The sequence below is a fragment of the Paenibacillus rhizovicinus genome, assembly GCF_010365285.1.
GTDB lineage: Bacteria > Bacillota > Bacilli > Paenibacillales > Paenibacillaceae > Paenibacillus_Z > Paenibacillus_Z rhizovicinus.
In genome coordinates this window covers 2,106,782-2,129,258 of the sequence record NZ_CP048286.1, presented here as the reverse complement: position 1 = coordinate 2,129,258, position 22,477 = coordinate 2,106,782, and the positions used below count along the sequence as shown (strand labels likewise).

Genomic DNA, 22,477 nt, shown 5'->3' with positions numbered 1-22,477 from the left:
ATGAATGCGCATCGGCTGCAGCTGCTCATGAACCGGCTCAAGGATTGGCTATGGGTCGCCGTTCGCAACGTGCTGATCACCGGACTGTCGTTCGTTATCGTGTATCCGATTTTGCAGAAAGCGAGCGAGCTGTTCAAAGACCCGGTCGACATCTATAACATGAACGTCGTCTGGGTTCCGGAGCATTACACGATGATGAACATCAGAATCGTCATGAACGTGCTCGATTATTGGCATACGCTGCTGAATTCCATCCTGCTGTCGGGGGGCGTAATGGTCATCCAGACCTGTATTTGCGCCCTCGCAGGATATGCCTTCGCGAAGCTGAAGTTCAGAGGGATCAATGTCCTCTTCTCGTTCGTCATCTTCACGATTCTCGTGCCGCCGCAGACGATCATGGTGCCGCTCTACATGCAGTTCAAGAGCTTCGACCTGTTCGGCCTCTTCCATCTGCTGTCCGGGCACAGCGGCATCAACATGCTCGACACCTACTGGCCGCTCATCATCTCTTCGTTTACGGGGATGGGCTTGAAATCCGGCTTGTTCATTTACATCTTCCGCCAGTTCTTCCGCAGCCTGCCGAAGGAACTGGAAGAGGCCGCTTTCGTCGACGGAGCGGGAATCGGCCGTACGTTTCTGCAGATCGGGCTGCCGAACGCGATCCCGGCGCTCATTACCGTCATGCTGTTTACGTTCGTCTGGCAGTGGAACGACACGTTCTTCACGAACATGTACATGGGCAACATGGATCTGCTGTCCATTAAGCTCGGCAGAATCGATCCGTACATCCAGAAGGTGCTGATCGGCGACGCCAACCTGCTCGGCTTCGATCCGTACCAGGTGTCGATGCTGAAGGACGTCGCGGTCTTGTTCGTCATGCTGCCGCTTATCGTCATGTATTTGTTCGTGCAAAAATATTTCGTGGAAAGCGTCGAGCGCACCGGCCTGATCGGCTGACGCCTGCATCGATTTCGGGGAGGAACCATACGAGATGACATATTCCGGTTATTTTACGGTAAGCCAGCAGAACGGCCGTTGGCAGCTTGTCGACGGGAACGGCGCACCGTTCTATTCGCTGGGGGTGAATTGCTTCAATCACGGAATCGGCATCCCGATGGAGGAGAAGCTGAGCGGAAAATACGGCGGAGAGGGCTGGCATGCGCGCTGGGCCGAAGAGAAGCGGGAGGAAGTGTGGGAGCTCGGCTTCAACACGATGGCCGCTTGGCATGACCGGTATTTCTTCGATACAGGGCTGCCGCGCACCTATGAGGTCCGCTGCTCGCGATACGCCAAGATGGCCAATAACGGCTGGGGCGGATACGGGTTTCCCGACGTATTCGATCCGAGCTTCCGCGACTCCTGCGAACGGGCGGCCGCCGAAGCTTTCGGCGACGCAGCGCTGAATCTCGCCGAGGACCGGTCGGTGATCGGCTTGTATACCGATAACGAGCTCCATTGGTGGGGCAGCGGCGGACAATGGGGCATGGACGATCCCGGCCAAGGAACGAACAGGACGAATCTCGTGGAGGATTATATCAAGCTGCCTCCCGACGCTTGCGGCAAACAGGCCTGGATTGCCTTTCTGGAAGAGCGATATAAGACGATTGAATCGTTGAACGAAGGGTGGGGAGCGGAGTACGGCAGTTTCGGGGAGCTGAGCTGGCTGAAGCAGTACCGGGCGGCCGAGGCCGTCTATCTCGCGGATAAGACGGCTTTCCTGGCGATCATCGCCGAGCTGTATTTCAGTACGACGACGGAAGCGCTGCGGAAGTACGACCGGCATCATCTGATCCTCGGCTGCCGCGTCGTCGGCACGAGCACGCCGGATACGGTGCTGAAGGCAATGGGGAAATACGCAGACGTCATGTCGATCAATTTCTATGCCTTCGAGCTGCCGGTCCAATGGCTGCAGCGGGCGCACGAGATGACGGGCAAGCCGATGATGGTGACGGAATTCAGCTTCTGCTGCGGGCAGAGCGCCGGATTCGACCTCGTGACGAACGGCGCGCAGCTCGTCAACGTCCGCGACCAGAAGCGGCGGGGCGAGTGCTACCGCGCCTTCGTTACCCAAGCGGCCGAGCTGCCGTACATGGTCGGCACGCACTGGTTTTCTTTATATGATTTCTGGGACCGTCAAGGCTTGATCGGCAACTACGGCTTATACGATAAGGAAGACCGGCCGTGGACGGAATTTACGGAAGCGGTGCGCGACACGCACCGTGCTATTCTGGCAGAGAAGCTGCAGGGGAAGCTGTAATAGAGGCAGAGACAGCGGAATTCGAATCGGGGAGTGGATAGCGACATGAGTAACGGTATTTTGTTCGGGGCTTGTTATTATCCGGAGCATTGGCCGGAGGAGCGTTGGCCGAAGGATGCGCGGTTGATGCGGGAAGCGCATATCAATATCGTCCGGATGGCGGAGTTTGCCTGGATGCGGCTCGAACCGCGCGAAGGCGAATACGATTTCTCCTGGCTGGACAAAGCAGTCGATCTGATGCAGGCGAACGGCATCCGCGTGATGCTGGGCACGCCGACCGCGGCGCCGCCCAAATGGCTCGTCGACCAATACCCGGATATCTACCAGCGCGATCTGTTCGGGCGGGCGAAGGGCTTCGGCACGCGCAGGCATTACTGCTACGACAACGTCAATTATCAGCGTTACGTCCGGCGGATCGTGACGGCGATGGCGGAGCATTACAAGGACCATCCGAACGTCGTCGCCTGGCAGATCGACAACGAGTTCGGCGTAGCCGATACGACGCGGGGTTATAACGACGAGACGCTGGCCGGCTTCCAACAATGGCTGGAGGCCCGGTACGGGACGATCGACGCGCTGAACGAGGCGTGGGGGACGATCTTCTCCAGCCAAACTTTCCAATCGTGGGAGCAGGTTCATCTGCCGGCCTATTCGACTCACCAGCTGCACAATCCGTCGCTGAAGCTGGATTATTATCGCTACTGCTCGGAGTCGATTCGCGGCTTCCAGAAGCTGCAGGTCGATATCATCCGCGGCATCGCGCCGCATCAGCCGATATCGACGAACGAAATGGGCGAGTTCAACGAGATCGATTATTACGACTTGTCCGCCGACCTCGATTTCGTCTCGCTGGACGTGTATCCGAACTTCCCGCCGGACAACCGGATTACGAGCGCCTATCCGGCGCTGCATTTCGATATTTCGCGCGGAGCCAAAATGCGCAATTTCTGGGTAACGGAGCTGCAGAGCGGCACCCCGGGCGGGAATGTCCTGAAACGGACGCCGAAGCCAGGCGAGCTGCGCAGATGGACGTTCCAGGCGCTGGCGCACGGCGCGGACGCGTTGATCTATTTCCGCTGGCGGACGCTGACGTTCGCGCTGGAGGAATTCTGGCACGGCATTCTGCAGCATCACGGCGAGCCGGGACGGAAATACGCCGAGGTGCGGCAAACGGGCGAGGAGCTGGCGCGGATCGGCTCGCTGCTCGCGGGTACCGTCAACCGGCCGGATGTCGCGATCGTCCGCTGCTACGACAACGACTGGGTGTTCGATATCCAGCCGCAAATGGAAGGGTACAGCTACCTGCAGCATTTGAAAGCCTATTACCGGTTCTTTCACGAGCATTCGATCGAGACGGATCTGATCTCTCCGAACGCGGATTTCTCCCGTTACAAGCTGGTCGTGCTGCCGAATCTGATGATGTCGAACGAGCATGTCCAGGAGAAAATTTACGCCTACGTGCGCTCCGGCGGCCGCGTCGTTATGGACTATCGCGCAGGCGCGAAGCACTGGGACAACCGCATGCTGGCGACGAAGCTGCCCGGCCCGTACAAGGAGCTGCTCGGCATCGAAATCGAGGATTACGGCGTGCTTATGGCGGGCGAAGAGAATCATGTCCGCTTCGTGGAGGCGGCGGGTGTAGGGGCAGGCGTAGGAGCTGGTGCTAGTGCTAGTATAGGTGCGAGTGCAAGCACGGGTGCAGGTGTAGGTGTAGGTGTAGGTGTAGGTGCAAGTGTAAGTGCAGGTGCGAGTGTAGGCGCAAGTGCAGGTGCAAGTGTAAGTGCAGGTGTGGAAGCAGGGGCAGGCTCGAGCGCGGGCGAAGATACAGGAGTGAGAGCGAACGAAAGTGCTGCCGAATATCGTGCCTCCGCCTGGTATGATGTAATCGAATTGAACGAGGCGAAGCCGCTGCTGCTGTTCGAGGACGACTATTACGCCGGCAGCGCCGCGGCGACCGTGAACGATTACGGCAGCGGGCGCGCCTATTACCTCGGCACCGAGCCGGATGCGAACGCGCTCCGCCTGCTGCTGTCGGGCATATGCGAAGACAGCGGCGTACGTGCGCCGTTCGGCATCATCGATGCCGGCGTCGAAGTCGTTACCCGCGGGGGAGAGGCTGGTCAATATCGTTTCGTGATTAATCATAACGCGCATGAAGCCGGGCTGGTGCTGGATGACGCGTACGAGGATCTGCTCTCGGGCGAAGCCAAGCAGGGACGCGTTACGCTGCAGCCTAACGCGGTGCTGGTGCTGAAGTAAAATTACCAGCCGCCTGCAGGCGCAAGAAAGAGGACCTCAATTCCACGGATACGTGGATGAGGTCCTCTTTCAACTGCCGGAAAATATTCTACCTGAATCAGAGGGTGACGCTTCACGATGCGGCCTATGGAGAATGTTATTTTGCCGAGCTATAGAACGTAACGAACTCAGATGGCGTTATTCTGGCGTTTCTGCAGCAGTTCCCAGGCTAACGAATCCAGGAGCGCTTATGGATGCGGAAGAACGTGAAAATAGGCGAGAATCGGTTAGAATGAAGCAGATAGCGTCATTAGGATTCGATAGCGCTCGAAATGACCGTTTTTAACGCGTATAAGGCTGCTGGGATTCGTTACGCTGATAACGCACGCAATAATGCTTCACGATACTCCGGATCCTTCTCGAACCATTCGACTTTCTTGTTAGGGAGATCAATATTGAGGTAGCACTCGGCATAATTCTCTTCAGTTTCATCATTATAGAAAAGTTTAATCTTGGAGGACTTGCTGTTACCTTCGAGAACGACGCTGGTGAACGTAATTTCTTGTTTCATCCTAGAAGAAGTGCCTTCAATTCCATATAATTCGCTTAAAGCATGTACAAAATGATCTGATTCGTTTCCGATGCTCTGGATGATGATTCGATCCGAATTGTTTTGAGGTTCTGTCCCTTAACCTTCACGATTAAGTAGAAAAGAGCGAATAGGCCAATGACGGCAAGAATGCCATAAAAATAAAGTTTACTCATGCAGGGATCCCCGTTTCAACATGAACTACATTGCAATAGAAGCCACAAACTATCGAAATTCCTAGTAGAAGTGTACAGCAAGATCGTCCGATTGGCACCGTGAATTGTAAAAAATATCCTGCGATATGCCCTGGTGACAACCCAGACCCTGTTCATGCGCCTCCACTTAGCCCTTTCTCTAGTAAATATGCCGGCAGGAATAGCATTCGATAGATTTGCTGCATATTTTATAGAGAGTCCAAGACAGGGAGTTGATTGGTATGGCTTGTAACGATTCGCAGGGCAGCAAAGGCTCGCATGGCAGCAAAGGTTCGCGCAGCAGTCACGGCTCGCGTGGTAACCAGGCTGCGTATGGCAACAGCGGATGGTATAACAATAGTGATGGCTGGTGGCAATGGCAAGGCAGCAATGGCTCGAACGGCAGCAACGGCTCGCGCGGCACCGGCGGCGCGCCAGGAAGAACCGACCCGCAAAGCGGCGGCGGCCAGCCAGGAAGAGATGACCCGCAAGGCAGCAACGGCTCGCGCGGCAGCAACGGTTCGCGCGGCAGCAATGGCTCGCGTGGCAGCAACGGCTCGCGCGGCAGCAACGGCTCGCGCGGCAGCAACGGCTCGCGCGGCAGCAATGGTTCACGTGGATAACAAATCGCTCTGAATTATGTTTCTAAGAGGCCTGCTCCGCAGGTCTGTTGACCCTTTTCTATCAGCGGCAACCAGGCGCCGCCCTTGAACTACGCGAAAGAACCTCAGGCATCCGCTGCTTTAGCGGAACCTGAGGTTCTTGTCATTTTAACAGCCGGCACTCGCGTGCGTTGACCGGCAACAAACCGACCGTAACCGCTGCGGAGGCGGCTACTTCTCAATCGTCATCGTCAAGGCGCGGACGCCGTTTCGGCCAGGGGTTCTCTCGGACAGCACGACGCGATAGACCTGTTCGCCCCAGTTGCCCTTCAAGCGATCGTCCTCCAGTACGATGACTTCGCTGCGGGCTTCGAGGGCGGCATCGTACGCGATAACGACGCGTTTATGATCCGCATAGCCAAGCTCGATTCGACCCGGCTCCGACAGATCCGGACGGCAAGGGGTTATCAGGCTGTAGTCGATTCCGCCGGGCTCCTGCTCGAACGCGTAATCATCGATGATTTCCACGCGGGCGCCGGATCCCCGAACGAGCCTGCAAGTACGCCGCCAGGAAGCGATGCCGGCTTCCGCCGGATAAGCGCCGGCAATGTCGAGCGCAAGCTCGGCCGTCTCGTCGGTCAATCTGCTGGAAACGCCGCTTGCGCGGTACGCCTCGCCGGCCCGTTGAACGATCCCGTCGATGGTAGGGAGATTGTGATAGGACGATTTCAAATACCACAATTCATAGCGTTCGGCACTGAAGGTCTGCGCTTTGTAATTCTCCGTGCCCAGATCGATCAAGACGGGCCGCCCGTCCGCATAAACGATAAAATTGCCGACATCGTTATGGTTATGCGGTTCGTGGTTGCTTCCGCCTTTGGCCGCGATGAACAGTCCTTCGGCCGTGCCGTCCGTCTCGCGCGCCGTCAAGACTTGGCTGTACGGCAGCCAAGCTTCCCGCACATGGGATGCCGGTACCGCCGAAGCAGGCGCTGCCGATGCCGGCTTGTCCGCCGGCGTAAACAATTCGGACAAGGCCGGATAGGCGCCGAACCAGTTAAGCAGCCGCGGCACGGCGGGCTCGGCCATGCGGCCAAGGTTCTCCAGGCGGGCATCGCCGATCCGCTGTCCGAAGCCGAGCGGCGCGACGCCGACGGAAACCTTGGCATCGCCGTCCGCGAAATCGACGAAATAATTGCCGTCGATATGCACCTTGTATATAAACCGGCCGATATCCTGCACGAGCGGTTCATCGAAGATGTCAATGGCGCCGCCCGAAGCCATGTACAGCATGTCCAGGCATTGGAACAAGCCGCCTCCGGAAGCTCCCCAATACATAGGTCCTTCTTCGCAGCAGCCGTCCTGCGGATAACGTTTCAGAAACTCGTCGAGGCTGCGCATGATTTTGCGGATTCCCTGGTTTCTCGTCTCGGGATCATCCTCCAGCAGCAGAAACACGGGCAGCATGTTGTTGTTGCACCACGGATTCCAGTTGTTGACGTGGGCGGCTTTCGCAAAACCCATCCACCAGTAATCGTCCCGATCCAGATACGGACGAACGAGCCGTTCGCGCACCTCGCGCCGGATGCGTTCGCCGATGCGCACGCTTATGCCGTCCAGCCGCTCGCCGAGCAGGTACCAGGTCCATGCCAGCAGCGCGCCGGTCTGGGAACTGGCCAGCTCCACTTCATGGTCGGCGTTATCGTGCAATATCTCCTGCTCGTTGTGCCTGATATGCGAATTGTGATGCGGCACGACCCAGGTCGTTTCTTCGCAGATTGCGAATATCCCGTCCAGGATGCGGTCCAGGTAGCGTCCTTGGCCTTCCAAACATTCGGCCAGCACGTAAGCGCCCAGAATGCTTCTGCGCTCCCAGTGCAGGTTCAAGTAGGCGAGCAGATCGCCTTCGCGCTTGAACGCCGCGTATTTGGCCGCCGGCAATGAGGGCCAGCTATAGTCGCCGTGCAAAGCCGCGAATTGGATCCACTTCTCGGATAAGGCTTCCGGAACGCTCGACCATCGCTCCCGGTCCTGCGCCGAAGGAATGGGGCTGAATGCCGCTGGAGCAAGAAGCACGCCCTGCGCAACAAGCCCGTCGAATTTCTGGGATAGCATGAAGCAGCCTCCTTAATTAGGTTTGGAATGAATTATAGCGGAGGAGGAGACGGGGAGATAGACGAATATTTTATCTTCCGTTGTCATTTGATATCCACTTTACGCGGTTGAACGCGGACTGCGCCGGGAGGTGAAAGAAGCTAAGGAAAGACAATAAAGATTGAAATTTTGCAATATGTTGTCCAGGAGGCTTCCTTGATAATGGGGATAATTACATTTTTTTACCTGGCGAATGACGAAGAGAAAGAAGCCCCGGCTCGATTCCAGAGGTTCTTGATTGCAACCATCACCCGCATAATGGAAGGTTACGGTAATTTCGAAGGGGGAACCGAAATGAAGGCTGACTGGAGAAGACCATTCGTGTCCGTGATGCTTGCCCTGCTGCTGACGGGAGCGACCGCGGCTTGCAGCCAGGAAACGGAAGGACCGGGCGGCATCGCAGCGGACGGCGGCGGCAGCAATGCCGAAGACGCGCCTGGGAAGCTCGCGATGAAAGACGGCAAATACAAGCCCGAAGTGACGATGACGGTCGTCAAATCGCTCGACGATTCGGTGAAATTCAAGAACGGCGAAACGATCGAAGATAATGTATTCACCCGATGGGCGAAGGAGCGGCTGGGCATCAACATTCGTTATTTGTGGACGACGCCGACAACGAACGACGCCTACCGGACGAAGCTGATGCTGGCGCTCACGGCTAACGAGCCGCTTCCCGACGTCTTGGAGGTGTCAGGGGAGCTGGCCCAGGATCTGATCGACTCCGGCAAATTCCGGGCGGTAGGCGAATTATTCGATGACTACGCCTCCGACACGTACAAGAAGGCGATGGACGAAGCGCCCGGCGCCTGGCTGCCCTATATTAGGAACGGCAAACCCTACGGCATCCCCAGCATTCAATATACGATGCAGCATGACGACGCGCTCTGGATCCGCCAGGACTGGCTCGATAAGCTGCATTTGCGCGCTCCGTCCACGATCGATGAACTGGAACGGGTGATGGATGCCTTCGTCAATGAGGATCCCGACGGGAACGGTGAGAAAGATACGTACGGTTTAGCGCTATCGCTTCGTTCGAATTATAACGCCTGGATCGGTGCCGGACCGCTGTTCGGCGCCTTCGGGGCCATCCCCCAAACCTGGGAGAGAGACGAGCTTGGCAATATCGTCTACGGCTCCGTACGCCCGGAGATCAAAGGAGCGCTGGCGAAGTTCAAGGAATGGATCGGCAAAGGCTATTTCCATCAAGAAGTGGCGCTCCATGACGAGATGAAGGCCGCGGAGCTGTTCGTCTCCGGCAAGGCGGGGATGGCCATGGGACCGACCTGGCTGTACGACTGGCCGCTTCAGGATGTGAAGAAGCTGTCGCCGAACGCCGTCGTCAAGCCGTACCCGCTGCCGACCGGACCGGGCGGCAAGCTGATGCAGAAGAGCGAAGGCACCCACACGATGGTAACGCTGATCAGCAAGAACATGAAGCATCCCGAAATTTACTTTACAATGGAAAACTATCTCTACGATCAGCTTAACGACCCGAAGGAAGGCGACGAGTTCCAATACGGGTTCGCGAACGGCTACGACTATGCCATGATCGACGGGCAGCCGGTTTACGAGTCGGACCGCATTCCCGGCGGGTATGTGGATCCGCTGAAATATTTCCCGACGATGCCGCCGCGTATCCCATCGGCATTCATTCCGACGCTTGCCGAGCTCTATAACGGCAAGAAACCGACGACGCCGTTCGAGAAATTGCTGAGCCACAGTTCGATGAACCAGATGGAGGCAGCCAGCATCGTCGTCAGCCAGCACGAGCATACGATCGACGAATTGTTTACGGGCGCGCCGACACCTACGATGAAGGACAAGTGGCAGAATCTGGCCAAGATGGAGCAGACCGCGTTCACGAAGATTATGTACGGCGACGTTCCGCTCAGCGCCTTCGACGATTTCGTGAACAACTGGTACGAGTCGGGCGGCGCCCAAATCACGAGCGAAGTCAGACAGTGGTACAAATCCGTCACGGAAACGTCGAGCGGGGACAAATGAATCCGATGCGCCTGACCATCTTCCACAAAATCGCGCTCGTTATCCTGCTGCTGCTCGTGCCCATCCTGATGCTTTACAGCTATTCCAATCGCGTCTCGGAGAACGTCGTCAAGGATGAAATTCGCAAATCGTTGATCAGTCGCCTGACGTACTTGCAAAATCGGCTCAATACGCAAGTGATCCACTTGTCGCTTAGCGCAATGCGCCTCAGCGGCGATCCGTCGCTCGCTACGCTCAACTCGCCGGACAGCTTCAAATCGCATTTCGACATGCTCCAGTTCAAGAGCGAACTGCAGGAGCGGATCGCCGTGCAGAGCAATACGACGGAATGGCCGACCGACCTGGCCGTCTATTTCCCCGCGAGCGGGCAAGTCGTTTCGCCTGGTCCTGAAATCGCTTTCGACGGCCGCTATATTGCGAACCGGGTCGACAAGCTATGGAAAGCGTGGCCGAAGTCGGGAGCAATCGGCAGCGGTTACGATTTCTATTATTACGCCGTCAGTCCTTACTCGGCTTACGCGAATCCGCTGCAGGCGAACAATATCGTGGAAATCCGGTTCTCGAGCTCCAATCTCGTCCGGATGCTGGACGAATACAAGGGAGCGGGAAGAAGCGATCCGTTTCTGTCCGACGGCAAGAACGGGCTCATCGCCAACAGCACGGTGGACCAAGGGCTGGCCTACGATGTCATGCGCGAGCTGTCGAACCGGCCGGCGCAGGATCAGCTCTCGTTCCAATTCGATATCGGCGGCCGCTCGTATCTGGTCAACAGCATCCGCAACGCGGCCCTTGGCTGGACGCTCGTCGATTACGTTCCGATGGAGCAGGTGCTCCGTCCTATCAAGACGAGCAACCGGATGTTCTACATCTCCAGCGGCCTGCTGCTCTTATTGGCTATTGCCGCCGTATTCCTGCTGTACCGCAATGTGCAAATTCCGATGAAGGAGCTGATGCGCAGCTTGCAGCGAATCAAACGCGGCGATTTCTCGGCACGCATCGAAATCCGGTCCGGGACGGAATTCGAGTTTTTGTTCCAACGGTTTAACGAAATGTCGTCTCAGATCGGGGATTTGATCCAGCACGTGTATCGCGAGCAGTTAACCGCCCGGGATGCGCAGTTCAAGCAGCTCCAATCGCAAATCAATCCACATTTTCTCTATAACTGCCTGTATTTTATCGTCAATATGGTCCGGCTGGGCAAGGACGAGGCGGCAGAGCAGATGGCGGTCAGCCTCGGCGATTATTTCAAATACACGACCCGTCTGGAGCGATCGGACGCCACGCTGTCGGAAGAGATCGGCTTGATCGAGAATTACTTGAACATACAGACCTTGCGGATGCGCCGGATTCAATTCGTCATCGATATTCCGGAGGCGATGCACGAGCTGGAAATTCCCCGTCTGCTGCTCCAGCCGATCGTGGAGAACTCCGTCATCCATGGCATCGAGCCGAAGCTCGGCGGCGGCGAGATCCGGATTACGGGCAGTCTGACGGGAAGCACGGCGAGAATTGCCGTTGAAGACAGCGGCGTCGGGCTGACGGCGGAACGGATGGCGGAGCTGACCCGCAGGCTGTCGGAACCGGTCACGAGCGGAACCGGGTACGGCGTTTGGAACGTCAACCAGCGGCTGATGCTTAAATTCGGCGCGGGTGCCGGCGTAACGTATGAACACGCGGAATCGGGCGGCCTGCGGGTCGTGCTGACTTGGAAGTACGCGTAAACGATGTAACGAAATCTAGCACGAGGAGGAATGAGTCATGTTTCAGCTTCTGATCGTGGACGATGAACTATCCGTGCTGGACGGCCTGGAGCTAACGATTCCTTGGCGGGAACTGGATGTGGAGAACATCTACCGGGCGGAGAACGGGTTCGAGGCGCTGGAAATTCTGAAGCGGCATCCGATCGATATCGTCATTTCCGATATTCGCATGCCTGGCATGAGCGGGCTGGAGCTGATTCAGGAAATCAAGCGCCGCTGGAGCGGCGTGAAGACGGTCATTTTGTCCGGACACGGGGAGTTTCAGTATGCGCAGGATGCGATCAGGGCCGAGGCGGAGGATTTTCTGCTGAAGCCGGTTAGCGGAGATACGGTGATGCGGACGGTGCGCAAGATTCAGGAGCGGCTGCGGCAGGAATGGGACGGCGTCAATTCCGCTCAGAAGATGAAGGAGACGCTGCGCGAGCATTTGCCGCTTCTCCGCAACAATGCGCTGTACGATTTGCTGATCGGCAAATATGCGGACCGCAGCCGCCTGGAAGAGAAGCTGAAGCATCTTGAAATTCCGTTCGCGGAAGGGGATGCGTTGTTTCTCATGCTCATCCGCATCGAGGAAGGGTTCGCGGCGTACGACCCCGGCAGCCTCAGTCTGTTCGAATTCGCCATCGGCAATATGACCGCGGAAATCTTCGGCAAGCAATTCTGCACATGGATGACTTCCGATCCGAACGATTATCTCGTGGTGGCGCTGAAACCGCTGCGAACCGGCGAGACCGATATGCCGGCGGCGGTCGCGATTTCGAATGCAGCCGTGCCGAAGCGCTTAACGGACGAACAGCTCGTAATGGAGCGCTTGGCCAACCAACTGCAGAAGAACGTCTTGTCCTACCTGAAAGGAAAAATCTCCATCATCGTCAGCAGGCCCGGCCGGTTTCCCGCGGACATTCGCGGGCTGCACGAGACGAATTTGACGCTCATGCGCCATCGGGCGGGCAGCGACCAAGGCATTCTGTTCGCCATGGGAGGCGGGAGCGACGAGGTGGCGTCGATCGAGACCGGTTCGCTCGATCATTTGTACCGCACGCCGAATCTGATGCAGCTGCTCGAAGCGGGCAAATGGGACGATGCCGAGGAGAAGCTGGCTCTGATCTTCGATGAGGTGCAGCGCCAGTTTGCCGAATCGCGGGAGCATGTCGCGGAGGTGTATCACAGCTTATCCGCCTCGTTCGCATACGTATCGCATAAGAACGGGCGGCTGCTCGCCGGCTTGCTGAGCCGCCATCCGGAGCTGCCGGCCTCGAAGCAGGACGAGTATCCTTCGCTTGCGCAGCTGAAGCATTGGGCGGAAGGCGTGCTGCGCATCATGCGCTCGGACATGGAGAAGCAGATCCGCACCGCGCGGGCTTCCATCATCGCCAAGGTGCATCATTATATTTTCGAACATCTGTCGGATGACGTGTCCTTACAGACGCTTGCCGATCACGTTCATCTTCACCCGGTGTATCTGTCCAAGATCTACAAGCTGGAAACCGACGAGACGCTGACCGAATATTTGCACCGGGTGCGGATGGATAAAGCGGCGGCGATGCTGAAGCAAACCAGCGAGAAAATATACAAAGTCGCGCGTCTGATCGGGTTCGAGAATACGTATTTCACCAAAGTGTTCAAGAAGCACTTTGGCCTGACGCCGCAGGAGTACCGGGATCGCTAGTCGTATGTTAGCGGGTGCGCAGTTTGGTAGGCGACGGCCGTTTCGTGGTATACTAGAGTAGAGAGAGACAGCCCGACGATAGGATAAAGGAGACGATTATTATGACACGCTATCTGTTCGAATACGAAGTACCGTCCACGGGGAAGCAGGCAACGTTCAGTTGGATCGGCAAGAGCGAAGAAGAAGCGCGCGCCGCCGTTCACGCGAAGGTCGCAGATTTTGAATTCATGGAACTGAGCGATATCGTAATCGGCAAGGTGCTTGAAGCGAAGGAAACGACAGGCAATCAATACTACGAATGCGAAGGCTGCAGCGCGTAAGCGAACGGCGCCGTAAGGATTCGACAAGCAAAGCGTCCGGCGATCTGCCGGGCGCTTTGTTTTGTTATTGCCGGGGGCGGAAGCGCGGCTTATTGCACCACAGGGCTGCAACCTTCTTCCTTCGGGTACCGTCAGAGGAAAAGACAAGCCGGACGTTCCAAAGTCTGCCATGTCCAACATGCTGGAGGGAGTGCAATGGATTGATGATAATGAAACGAAAGGCTGTGGCGGGTTTGATTTTGGGAACCGTGCTGGCGGGATGCACGGGAATGACTGCTTTGGCGGAGAGCGCCCCGCCTTCCACCATTGCGGATTTTGCTGCCGAATCATTGATAAAGTCAGACGGAACGTATTGGATATGGGGAGGTAACCATCCAGTGCCGACGCAGGTACCCGGCCTGAGCGACGTGATCGCATCGTTCGACGACGGTATCGTCATGAAGAAGGATTTATCGGTCTGGCATTGGACATTCACGAATACAGCCGTCGCGACATCAGCAGTGATTCCGAAGCTGCGCGAGCTGTCCGCGGTTTTCGATACGGGCCATGAATTGCTAGCCTTGGAGCAGGACGGAGATGTTTACGCCATTCCTCGGACCGATGAAGGTCAATTGGATTGGGAGGCGATTGCGCCTGTGGATAATCTTCGGAATGTCGTCGCCGTGACGTCTTACTACTCCAATTCGGACGGTAATCAGGTGCTGCTCTTCTTGAAGAATGACGGCACGCTGTGGTCAAGCGACCGGGATTTGGAGTCCATCTCCGCCGTGAAGACCGCAGGCAAAGTAAAGTCGGCTGCCGGTAATTACGCGCTGCTGGCAGACGGCACGGTGCAAGTCTTCCCGGCGAGCGAGAATGCAAGCTGGGCGTCGTCCGACCCTGCGGCGGTCACCTTGATGCAGCCGCTGAAGGACATTCAGCTCATTCGGACGGACGGCTATTCGAACGCGGCGGTCGACAAGCGGGGCAGAGTATGGTTTTGGGGGGATACACGGACCGGGTTCTCGGATGGAACGGTGCTGCATGAGCAGAAAACGCCTGTGCTCCTGAATGGCGTCGGCCATGTCAAAGAGGTCTTCTTGGTGGAACGTTCGCTAATCGCGTGGACCGAGAACGGAGAGATTTATGAAACTTCCATCGACCGGGAATCGCTTCCGGCCGATGCCAAATTCAGGCTTCTCGCCGAGAATATCGTCAAGGTCGAAGCCGGCAGCCGGCATATCATCATGCAGCGGAATAACGGCGCGATGCTGGGCTGGGGCATTAATAAGCTGGCCGAACAAGGAACGGGCGGCTACGATTACATGCATGATGCGCCGATCGCGATGCAGCCGCCGGTAACGGTGCAATTGAACGGCCAAACCGTGGCGCTGAGCAATGGGGTCATCATACGAAATGCGCAGGCGTTCATCCCGATGCGATCTATATTCGAGCAATTGGGAGCGAAAGTAACGTGGGATGCGAATATCAAGACAGTCACCATGAAGCGGCAGACCGGTGCAGCAGACGATGCGGCCGCGACGATTGCGGTGGATTTCAACAAAGGGACGACGACCGTGGGAGGAAAAACCGCCCAACTTGAAACGGAGCCATTTATTCTAAGCGATACGGCTTACGTACCGTTGCGCGTCATCAGCGAATCGCTTGGCGCGCATGTCGAATGGATCAAGGAGGATAATCGGATCGCGATTACGAAATAAACGCGGCGGCGGAATTGACGGCTGGCTGGCCCGGAGCAGCCTAAAAGCTGTCGCCGCGACAGGAATTTGGCGCCAAAGCAGCCCGAAGCGGCCGAAAAGCTGTCGCAGCGACAGAAATCTGGCGCCAAGCAGCCCGAGGCGCCTGAAAAGCTGTCGCCGCGACAGGAACCTGGCGCCAACCCAGCCCGAGGCGCCCGAAAACTTGTCGCCAAGACAGAGCAATTAAGCGTCCATCGTCCGAAGGACGCCATAGACAAACGAAGGTCCTGCCGATGCATGTCGGACAGGACCTTCGTTTCATTCACTTCCCAATCGCGCCCGCCGTCAGCGTATAGCGCAAGCTCCAGCTGTTCGGCTGAACGGGCATCACGCTGTATCCGAGCAGCTCGGCCAGCTGCAGCAGCGGGACATGCGTCTTGCCGCCGGCGAGCGTAGGCGGATAGGACAGCTCGATGTTGCCGCTGTCTTTTACGGCCGCCATCGCCTTATTGAGCTGCATGGTGATGCGGGTATTCCCGCGCGCCATGACGAGCGTCTTCGCCTCTTGGTTCCAGTCGAACGTCGCGCCGAGCGCGGCCGCGGCTTCCTTGGCGGGAACGAGCACCTCGCCGTCGCCCGGAATGACGCGGTTGCTGAATTCGGCTTCTTTCGCGACTGCGGCTTCGCCCCCGCTGCCGACGAACACCTGAACGATCTTCGGGTCGCCGTCCGCAGTCATCGTCAGCGTTCGAACTTGCTCGGTCAGTTCATCCGACAACGCCTGCGCGTTCGCCTCGGTCATCCGATAGCGGGGATCGTCCTTGCCGATGGCTTCGGCAATTTGCGTATTTACCGCTTGGTTATGGTGCGAGAGGTCTTTGTACAGATCGAGATTATACGTCCAATCGCCTGCGGTTTGGAAATCGTATACTTTGGCATTCGGCAGCGCATTGAATTGTTGGAACATCCAGACGTCCATGGCCAGCTGATTCCGGTAACGCTCCTCGTTGGTCGCAGACCAAACGGCCTCGCGGAGCACGCTGTACGGCGGGTAGTAGAAAATAAAGTCCACGTCCGGATTGGCCTTCACGAGCGACAGCACCTGGGCATTGAAATGATCCTTGATTACATCGAGCGGTTCCTCGTTCAATCCGAAATACGCTTCCTCATTGGCGGCCTTCCGATAATCCGCCAGCACGAGACGTTTGCCGAATAGCACGCTGTCGTTCCAGTTGTACAGCTTCTCCAGGCTTTGAGGCGCCGTGCCCTCCAGCTGCTTGAAGATCCCTTTGAACAACTGGCCATAGACGCTGTAATTCAGCAAATACCGATAATCGTTCCAGTGGTTGTCGTCATAGAGGTAATCGGGAAAAGGTCCTGCCGCTTCCTGGTCGCCGGTCTTGAGCGCAAAATAATCGAGTCCCCACAGGACCCGCTTCACCTTGCCGGTCTTGATCGCGAGCTGCGCGATCTTGTACTGCTCGTCCGCCGTCGAACCTCGGATCGACAGCTTCAGCGTCTTGCCGCCGAGCGCCTTATCGACTTCGGAAGGCAGGAAGTTCTCCGTCATCGAGGTACCGATGATGATCGTATCGTAATCGTAATGAAGGGCGAGCCCCGGGTTCTGGTAGCGCTGTTCGGACGAGAAAACCGGCTTGTAGCCGAACGGCTTATGATAGAACTGCAGCGGATCCACCGCGTAGGTGATCAGCGATGCCAGCAGCGCGAAGAGGACGGCGAGCAGTGCGGTCCGGGCGAGCATGCGCTTGGCGGCCCGGGCCGTTACCCGGGTTGGCCGCGGCGAAGGCCGGGAAGCCGGGGCGGACGCAGGCTGCGTGCCAGGCGGGCGTTGATTGGGAATGGGAGCAGGAGTCTGCACGGACGTTCACCGGCCTCTCTAAAAGTTGAAATACAGAAACTCGCTGATGCGGTTGAAGTAGAGCAGCGAGAAGACGAAGAGCATCGCGATGGCGGCGGCCGTGCGCCAAGTCGGACGGAAGGCGTCGTTCAGCTGCGACGAATTGTTGAACGCCAGCACGATCGGCAGGAAGAGCGCGAGCAGAAGAAGCGTCGGTGCGAGCGTCTTCAAATCGACGAGCGAAATGCCCTGCAGTCCGGCCATGCCTTTCAGAATGCGCAGCGCCTGTCCCCAGCTGTCGGCGCGGAAGAACACCCACGTGACATTGATGAACATGAACGTGACGAACCAAGCGAGCCAGACCGGCAGCGGTCGGCCGAGCTTGCCCCAGAAGCGGTGAACGACTTGTCCGACTCCATGCAGCAAGCCCCAGAAAATAAACGTCCAGCCCGCCCCGTGCCATAAGCCCCCGAGCAGGAACGTGATGACGAGATTGCGCAGCATGACCGCTTCGCCGCGCCGGTTGCCGCCAAGCGGAATATAGATGTAATCCCGCAGGAAGCGGCTCAGCGTCATATGCCAGCGCCGCCAGAAGTCCTGGATGCTGGTCGCTTTGTACGGCGAATTGAAATTTTGCGGCAGCTTGATGTTGAACAGGAGCGCCGCGCCGATCGCCATGTCGGTATAGCCGCTGAAGTCAAAATACAGCTGGAACGTATACGACAGCGATGCGGTCCAGGTGGCGAAGAAATGCGTCGCGCTCGCGAAGCCGTCGTTCGCCGCTTCGGCGAAGGTGTCGGCGATAACGACCTTCTTGTATAGGCCGATGCAGAAGATGTACACGCCCCGGGATGCATTGCCCCACTGCCAGACTTTGTTGCGCAGCCGGTCGAACTGCGGCATCATCTCGCTGTGATGCAGAATCGGTCCGGCGATGAGATGGGGGTAGAACGTCACGAACAGCATGTAGCTGACGAGGTTGTATTCGCTCGCTTTGCCTCTGTAGGCGTCCACGAGATAAGCGATTTGCGTGAAGGTGAAGAAGCTGATGCCGAGCGGCAGAATGAGATGGAGCACCGGGAAAGCATGTCCGGTCAAGTCCGACAGGCTGCCAAGGAAGAAGTCGGCATACTTGTAGTACCCGAGCAGCAGCAGATTGCCGCCGATGCCGGCGATGAGCAGCGGTTTGCCCCGCTTCGTCCCGGACCGGGCTTGAATAAGCCTGCCGAAGGTGTAGTTGAACGCGATCGAGCCTAGAATGAGCGGCAGATAGAGCGCGTTCCACCAGCTGTAGAAGAAGAGCGAGGAGAGCGTCAGCGAGCATTTGGCGGCCAGGGTGAAGCGGAATCGGTTCAGAAGGAAATAGACGGCCACGGTAACGGGCCAGAAGGCGAATATAAATACGTATGTATTGAACAGCATTGAAACGGCACGCTCCCTGCAACTCGGTTGTAAGACTGCAGAACCTTCTATCTGGCAGTACTAATCCTTAAGAACGCAAAAATTGGATAATAAGTTGCATGCCCGTCCTGCTGCGCACTGCCTAATGCGTACTGCCTACTGCCGATCGACATTGTACAGCCGCTTGCGATATTCGCTCGGCGTCGATCCGGTCCACTTCTTGAACACCTTGCTGAAATATTTCTCGTCCTGGAAGCCCGCCATTTCCGCGATTTTGGTGATTTTGAGATGCGGGCTCGCGAGCAGCATCTTCGCCCGGTCGATCCGGCAGGTCGTCATGTAGTCCGAAACGTTCTGGTTCAGCTCCTGCTTGAATTTGCGCGAAATATATTCGCGGCTCAGGCGGAATCGGTCCGAAATGGATTGCAGCGTCAGATCCTCATGCGCGAACTGGGCGATATAAGCGGCGATGTCGCGGATCGTGCTTCCTTTCCCGCCGCCTTCTTGCAGCCTCTTCGCGGTTTCGATGGCCTCGCGAACGAATGTCTCCTTCCATGCCCCGTAGTCAAAGCCGCCGTTCGCATCGAAGGGAATCGGTTCTTCGGCCTGATCCGGATAGGGCCTTGCCGTATCTGCCAGCTGCGCGGCGCCTTCCCAGATTGCCGTCGCCAGCCGGAATTCCTGCCGCCATAAGAGCAGATGCTCCGGCGTCAGCTTGGCCTTGACGTCCAAGGCGTCGAACCAGAGCTGCAGCGCTTTGCGAATGGCGTCCATGTCGCCGCTCTGCACGGCGAGCCGGATGCGTTCCTCGTACGCGCTGAAGAACAGGGCGGGATCCGCATCCCCGGCGGCTTCCGGGGCGAAGAGGTGGATATGCTTGCCTTTCTGCAGCAGGTTCCGCTTCAGCAGAGCCGTTCTCGCTTGGCGGTAGGAAGCCGCCAGCCCTTGAGGAAAGGGCGCCGGCAGCCCGGCTCCGAAGGCAAAGCGGGCTTTGAACGCCGCATGCAGCGCATCGTTGATTTCGACCAGCAGCCCGCAGACGTCGTCCATTCCGCTCCAGAACAGCAGCGCGATCTCCTGATGGGCGTGGGTGCTGTGGCGGAACGCCTGACCGCAGCCGCGCGCGCCGAGCAGCTCGTTCGCGATGTTCGCCGCGGCGAAGGCGAGCAGGTCGCCGCCGTCTTGGCCGAACTTGGCCGTAAGCGCCGGGGGAGCGGAATCGAGCGCAAGCACCGCGATCCGGATGTCCGCGAGCGGAGCCTCGGCCGCGCGTCCGCGAAGCGAGGCGGCGAATTCCTGCGCCGAGCCCGCGCCTTTCAACAGCGCGCCGAATTGCTGCTCCGCATATACGGGCTTCAGCCGATTCAGCTCCATGTCGATGCCGCGGGAGCGGGAGCGGTCCCGTTCCTCCGCACGCCAGCTGTCCACGGCCCGCGCGACCGCATTGTTCAACTGATCGGGATCGATCGGCTTCAGAATATAGTCCATTCCCCCGTATTGAACGGCCGTTCGCACGTAAGCGAAGTTGTCATGCCCGCTGATGACGATCACCTTGCTGGCGGGCGCATGCTCCGCGACCCACGCCATCAGCTGCTCGCCTCCGAGCACCGGCATCATCATGTCGGTGAACACGAGCGCCGGCCGTTCGTCTTGGATGAGCGAGATGCCGGTCTGTCCGTTGTCGGCCTCCAATACCGTATCGATGCCGTATTCAGACCAGTTGACGAGCAGCGAAACGGCTTCCCTCACATGCCGTTCGTCGTCGATGATGATGGCTTTCATCGTTGTTCCTCCTCCTGGGCGTGCGGAATATGGAGCGTAACCGAGAAACCGTGCGGATGCAGCTGCTGCACGGTCAGCGAAGCATCCTTCCTGAACGATAGGCGAAGCCGCGACAAAATATTGCGCAGGCCGATGCCGGAACCGGTCTCTTCCGCCTCTTCCTCCGCCCGGAATTCCTGCGTAATCGCGGCGTTGAGCGCGGCGATCTCCCGCGGCGCCATGCCGCTGCCATTATCCGAGACCACGATGGTCAGCGCGCCTTCGTCGCTCAGCGAGCTGGCGATGACGAGCCGGGCAGGCCGGTCCCCCGGCGAGAAACCGTGCTTGAAGAAGTTCTCTACGAGCGGCTGCACGATCATCTTCGGCATCCGAATCGACCGCGTCCGTTCATCGATCATCAGGATGACGTCGAGCGAGGCGTCGAACCGTTCTTTCTGCAAATCCAGATACGCCTGCACGTAATCCAGTTCCTGGCTGAGCTCGACCTCGGCGTCCGCCATGTTCATCTGGTAGCGCATCATTTTGCCGAGCGAGGCTATGAGACCGTACACGTTCTTGTTGCCCTGCTGCAGCGCGACGGTACCGACGGATTGCAGCGCGTTGTAGAGGAAATGCGGGTTGACCTGCGCTTGCAGCGCCTTCAGCTGGATGGTCTTGTTGGCGAGCTCGAGCCGGTATTCCTTCAGGATCAGGTTGTTGATCGTCTGCATCATGGAGCGGAACCGTTTCGCCAGCAGCCCGATCTCGTCGTTGCTGCGGATATCGATTTGGACGCCGAGGTTGCCGGAATCGATCTTGTTGACGTAGCCGATCAGCTTCAGCAGCGGTTTCGTGAACCGGTACGAGATAATGAGCGTTGCGATGACCGCGACCGCAAGGCAGAGCGCGCCGACCCACATGTTCAATAAAGCGGTTTCATTTGCGGTCGCGTAGAGATGGCTGTCGGGCGTTTGCTTGATCAGATACCAATTCATATAGTTCGTCTTGACCTGCTGATAGAAAATCATGCCGTTGAAGCCGCCGCCGTTCCATTTGAAGTGGCCCTGTTCCGCGTTGGAGGTTGGAGCTGTGACCGTGTGAAACCAGTCGTTAACTAGACGTTTGCCGATAAAGTCGGGCTCCGACGACAGCACGATCGCGCCGTCGCTGTTCACGATATAGAATTTCTCGTTGCCCGCGTCGTACAGCTGCCTGTTCAAATCGTTCAGCACGCCGACCTTGACGTCGATCGTCAGCTCCGCGAGCTGCGTGTCGCTGGGGGCCAGGAAGATGGGCCGATGGAGCGAGAAGACAGGCTCTTCGTTGACCGGCGATTTGATAGGGAGGCCGTAGTTATGGCTGATATGCGTAGGCTCGATATAGGTTTTGGGCGCCATGGCAATCGTGCCCGGTTCATGCTTGCCGACCTTGATGTCGTCGTTCCAGAGCAGGTAGCTCGTGTTCTGCGAGGCGACGTAGAGGCGGATTTTATAAAATTCCTTCATGCTCTGGTAGATGTTGTACAGGTGGTCCTTCAAGAGATTCCGGTTCTCGATGACGTCGCTGATGCCGTTCGGGAACGCTTCGTCTTCCAGATTGTGCTCCAGCAAGTAGTAAAGCGAGCGCGGCACGTTCATCGAGTTATAGACGGCAAGCGATTTTTGGTTGATGTTGTTCATGTAGTTGACGATGTTCGCGCTGCCGAGCGAGAGCAGGCGATTGTTCTTCGATATGGCTTCTTTCGTAATGGACGAGCGCGTTTCATGATAGGAAATGGCGATGGATGCGGCGATAGGCACGATCGTCGCAATGAGGAAGAGCAGCATCATTTTTTTGCGAATGGTGGCGTTTCGAAAGAGAGTTCGGGCGGTCATCGGTCGCTCCTCCTTCGGCGAATGAGGGATTTCAGCTATAAACATACGTCATGAACGGACAGCTGGTCAATATATTCCACTTTCCTGTTCACGATCTTCTGTCGAAGGGGGAGCGGT

General features: G+C 57.5%; 15 protein-coding genes. 9 read left to right on the top strand and 6 right to left on the bottom strand.

Translation table 11 applies throughout. The annotated features are described in order from the left end of the window. Genes GZH47_RS09740 through GZH47_RS09730 form a run of 3 tightly spaced genes read left to right on the top strand, consistent with a single transcriptional unit; the run spans position 1 to position 4,516 of the window. Positions 1–957: a carbohydrate ABC transporter permease gene (locus tag GZH47_RS09740; RefSeq protein WP_162639918.1), complete on the top strand. Its 957-nt coding sequence runs from the start codon at positions 1–3 to the stop codon at positions 955–957. Positions 958–991: 34 nt separating this feature from the next. Beyond that, positions 992–2,257, top strand: coding sequence for a hypothetical protein (locus GZH47_RS09735; protein WP_162639917.1), 1,266 nt, complete (start codon positions 992–994; stop codon positions 2,255–2,257). 45 nt (positions 2,258–2,302) lie between these two features. Further along, positions 2,303–4,516 (top strand): beta-galactosidase, encoded by a 2,214-nt coding sequence (locus GZH47_RS09730; RefSeq protein WP_162639916.1) that lies wholly within the window; start codon positions 2,303–2,305, stop codon positions 4,514–4,516. A 349-nt stretch (positions 4,517–4,865) separates the two neighbouring features. On the opposite strand, the gene GZH47_RS09725 is transcribed toward GZH47_RS09730, so the two are convergent. Further along, positions 4,866–5,066, bottom strand: coding sequence for a hypothetical protein (locus GZH47_RS09725; protein ID WP_162639915.1), 201 nt, complete (start codon positions 5,064–5,066; stop codon positions 4,866–4,868). Between the two features lie 454 nt (positions 5,067–5,520). Between GZH47_RS09725 and GZH47_RS09720 the strand changes: the two genes are divergently transcribed. Further along, positions 5,521–5,901, top strand: coding sequence for a hypothetical protein (locus GZH47_RS09720; protein ID WP_162639914.1), 381 nt, complete (start codon positions 5,521–5,523; stop codon positions 5,899–5,901). A gap of 210 nt (positions 5,902–6,111) precedes the next feature. Here GZH47_RS09720 and GZH47_RS09715 read toward each other — a convergent pair whose 3' ends face one another. Further along, positions 6,112–7,995: a heparinase II/III domain-containing protein gene (locus tag GZH47_RS09715; protein ID WP_162639913.1), complete on the bottom strand. Its 1,884-nt coding sequence runs from the start codon at positions 7,993–7,995 to the stop codon at positions 6,112–6,114. Positions 7,996–8,196: 201 nt separating this feature from the next. On the opposite strand from GZH47_RS09715, the gene GZH47_RS09710 reads away from it, so the two are divergent. The 5 genes from GZH47_RS09710 to GZH47_RS09690 all read left to right on the top strand — a co-directional run bounded on the left by GZH47_RS09710 (position 8,197) and on the right by GZH47_RS09690 (position 15,487). Next, positions 8,197–10,038, top strand: coding sequence for an extracellular solute-binding protein (locus tag GZH47_RS09710; RefSeq protein ID WP_162639912.1), 1,842 nt, complete (start codon positions 8,197–8,199; stop codon positions 10,036–10,038). Continuing rightward, a complete protein-coding gene (locus tag GZH47_RS09705; protein WP_162639911.1) occupies positions 10,035–11,759 on the top strand; it encodes a sensor histidine kinase in 1,725 nt (574 codons plus the stop codon). The genes GZH47_RS09710 and GZH47_RS09705 overlap by 4 nt, the downstream gene beginning before the upstream one ends. Before the next feature lie 37 nt (positions 11,760–11,796). After that, complete coding sequence (locus GZH47_RS09700) at positions 11,797–13,467, top strand: response regulator (protein ID WP_162639910.1); 1,671 nt, start codon at positions 11,797–11,799, stop codon at positions 13,465–13,467. A gap of 101 nt (positions 13,468–13,568) precedes the next feature. Then, complete coding sequence (locus GZH47_RS09695) at positions 13,569–13,787, top strand: hypothetical protein (protein WP_162639909.1); 219 nt, start codon at positions 13,569–13,571, stop codon at positions 13,785–13,787. Between the two features lie 203 nt (positions 13,788–13,990). Further along, the gene (locus GZH47_RS09690; protein ID WP_162639908.1) at positions 13,991–15,487 is read left to right on the top strand and encodes a stalk domain-containing protein; all 1,497 of its coding nucleotides are present in this window, start codon (positions 13,991–13,993) and stop codon (positions 15,485–15,487) included. Positions 15,488–15,788: 301 nt separating this feature from the next. On the opposite strand, the gene GZH47_RS09685 is transcribed toward GZH47_RS09690, so the two are convergent. From GZH47_RS09685 to GZH47_RS09670, 4 genes are all read right to left on the bottom strand, one after another. Beyond that, a complete protein-coding gene (locus tag GZH47_RS09685; protein ID WP_162639907.1) occupies positions 15,789–17,345 on the bottom strand; it encodes a stalk domain-containing protein in 1,557 nt (518 codons plus the stop codon). Between the two features lie 18 nt (positions 17,346–17,363). Beyond that, positions 17,364–18,746 (bottom strand): MBOAT family O-acyltransferase, encoded by a 1,383-nt coding sequence (locus GZH47_RS09680; protein ID WP_162639906.1) that lies wholly within the window; start codon positions 18,744–18,746, stop codon positions 17,364–17,366. A gap of 135 nt (positions 18,747–18,881) precedes the next feature. Further along, positions 18,882–20,507 carry a response regulator transcription factor gene (locus GZH47_RS09675; protein ID WP_162639905.1) on the bottom strand — a complete coding sequence of 542 codons (1,626 nt, stop codon included), beginning with the start codon at positions 20,505–20,507 and terminating at the stop codon, positions 18,882–18,884. Next, the gene (locus GZH47_RS09670; protein ID WP_162639904.1) at positions 20,504–22,360 is read right to left on the bottom strand and encodes a cache domain-containing sensor histidine kinase; all 1,857 of its coding nucleotides are present in this window, start codon (positions 22,358–22,360) and stop codon (positions 20,504–20,506) included. The genes GZH47_RS09675 and GZH47_RS09670 overlap by 4 nt, the downstream gene beginning before the upstream one ends. Between the last annotated feature and the right edge of the window lie 117 nt (positions 22,361–22,477).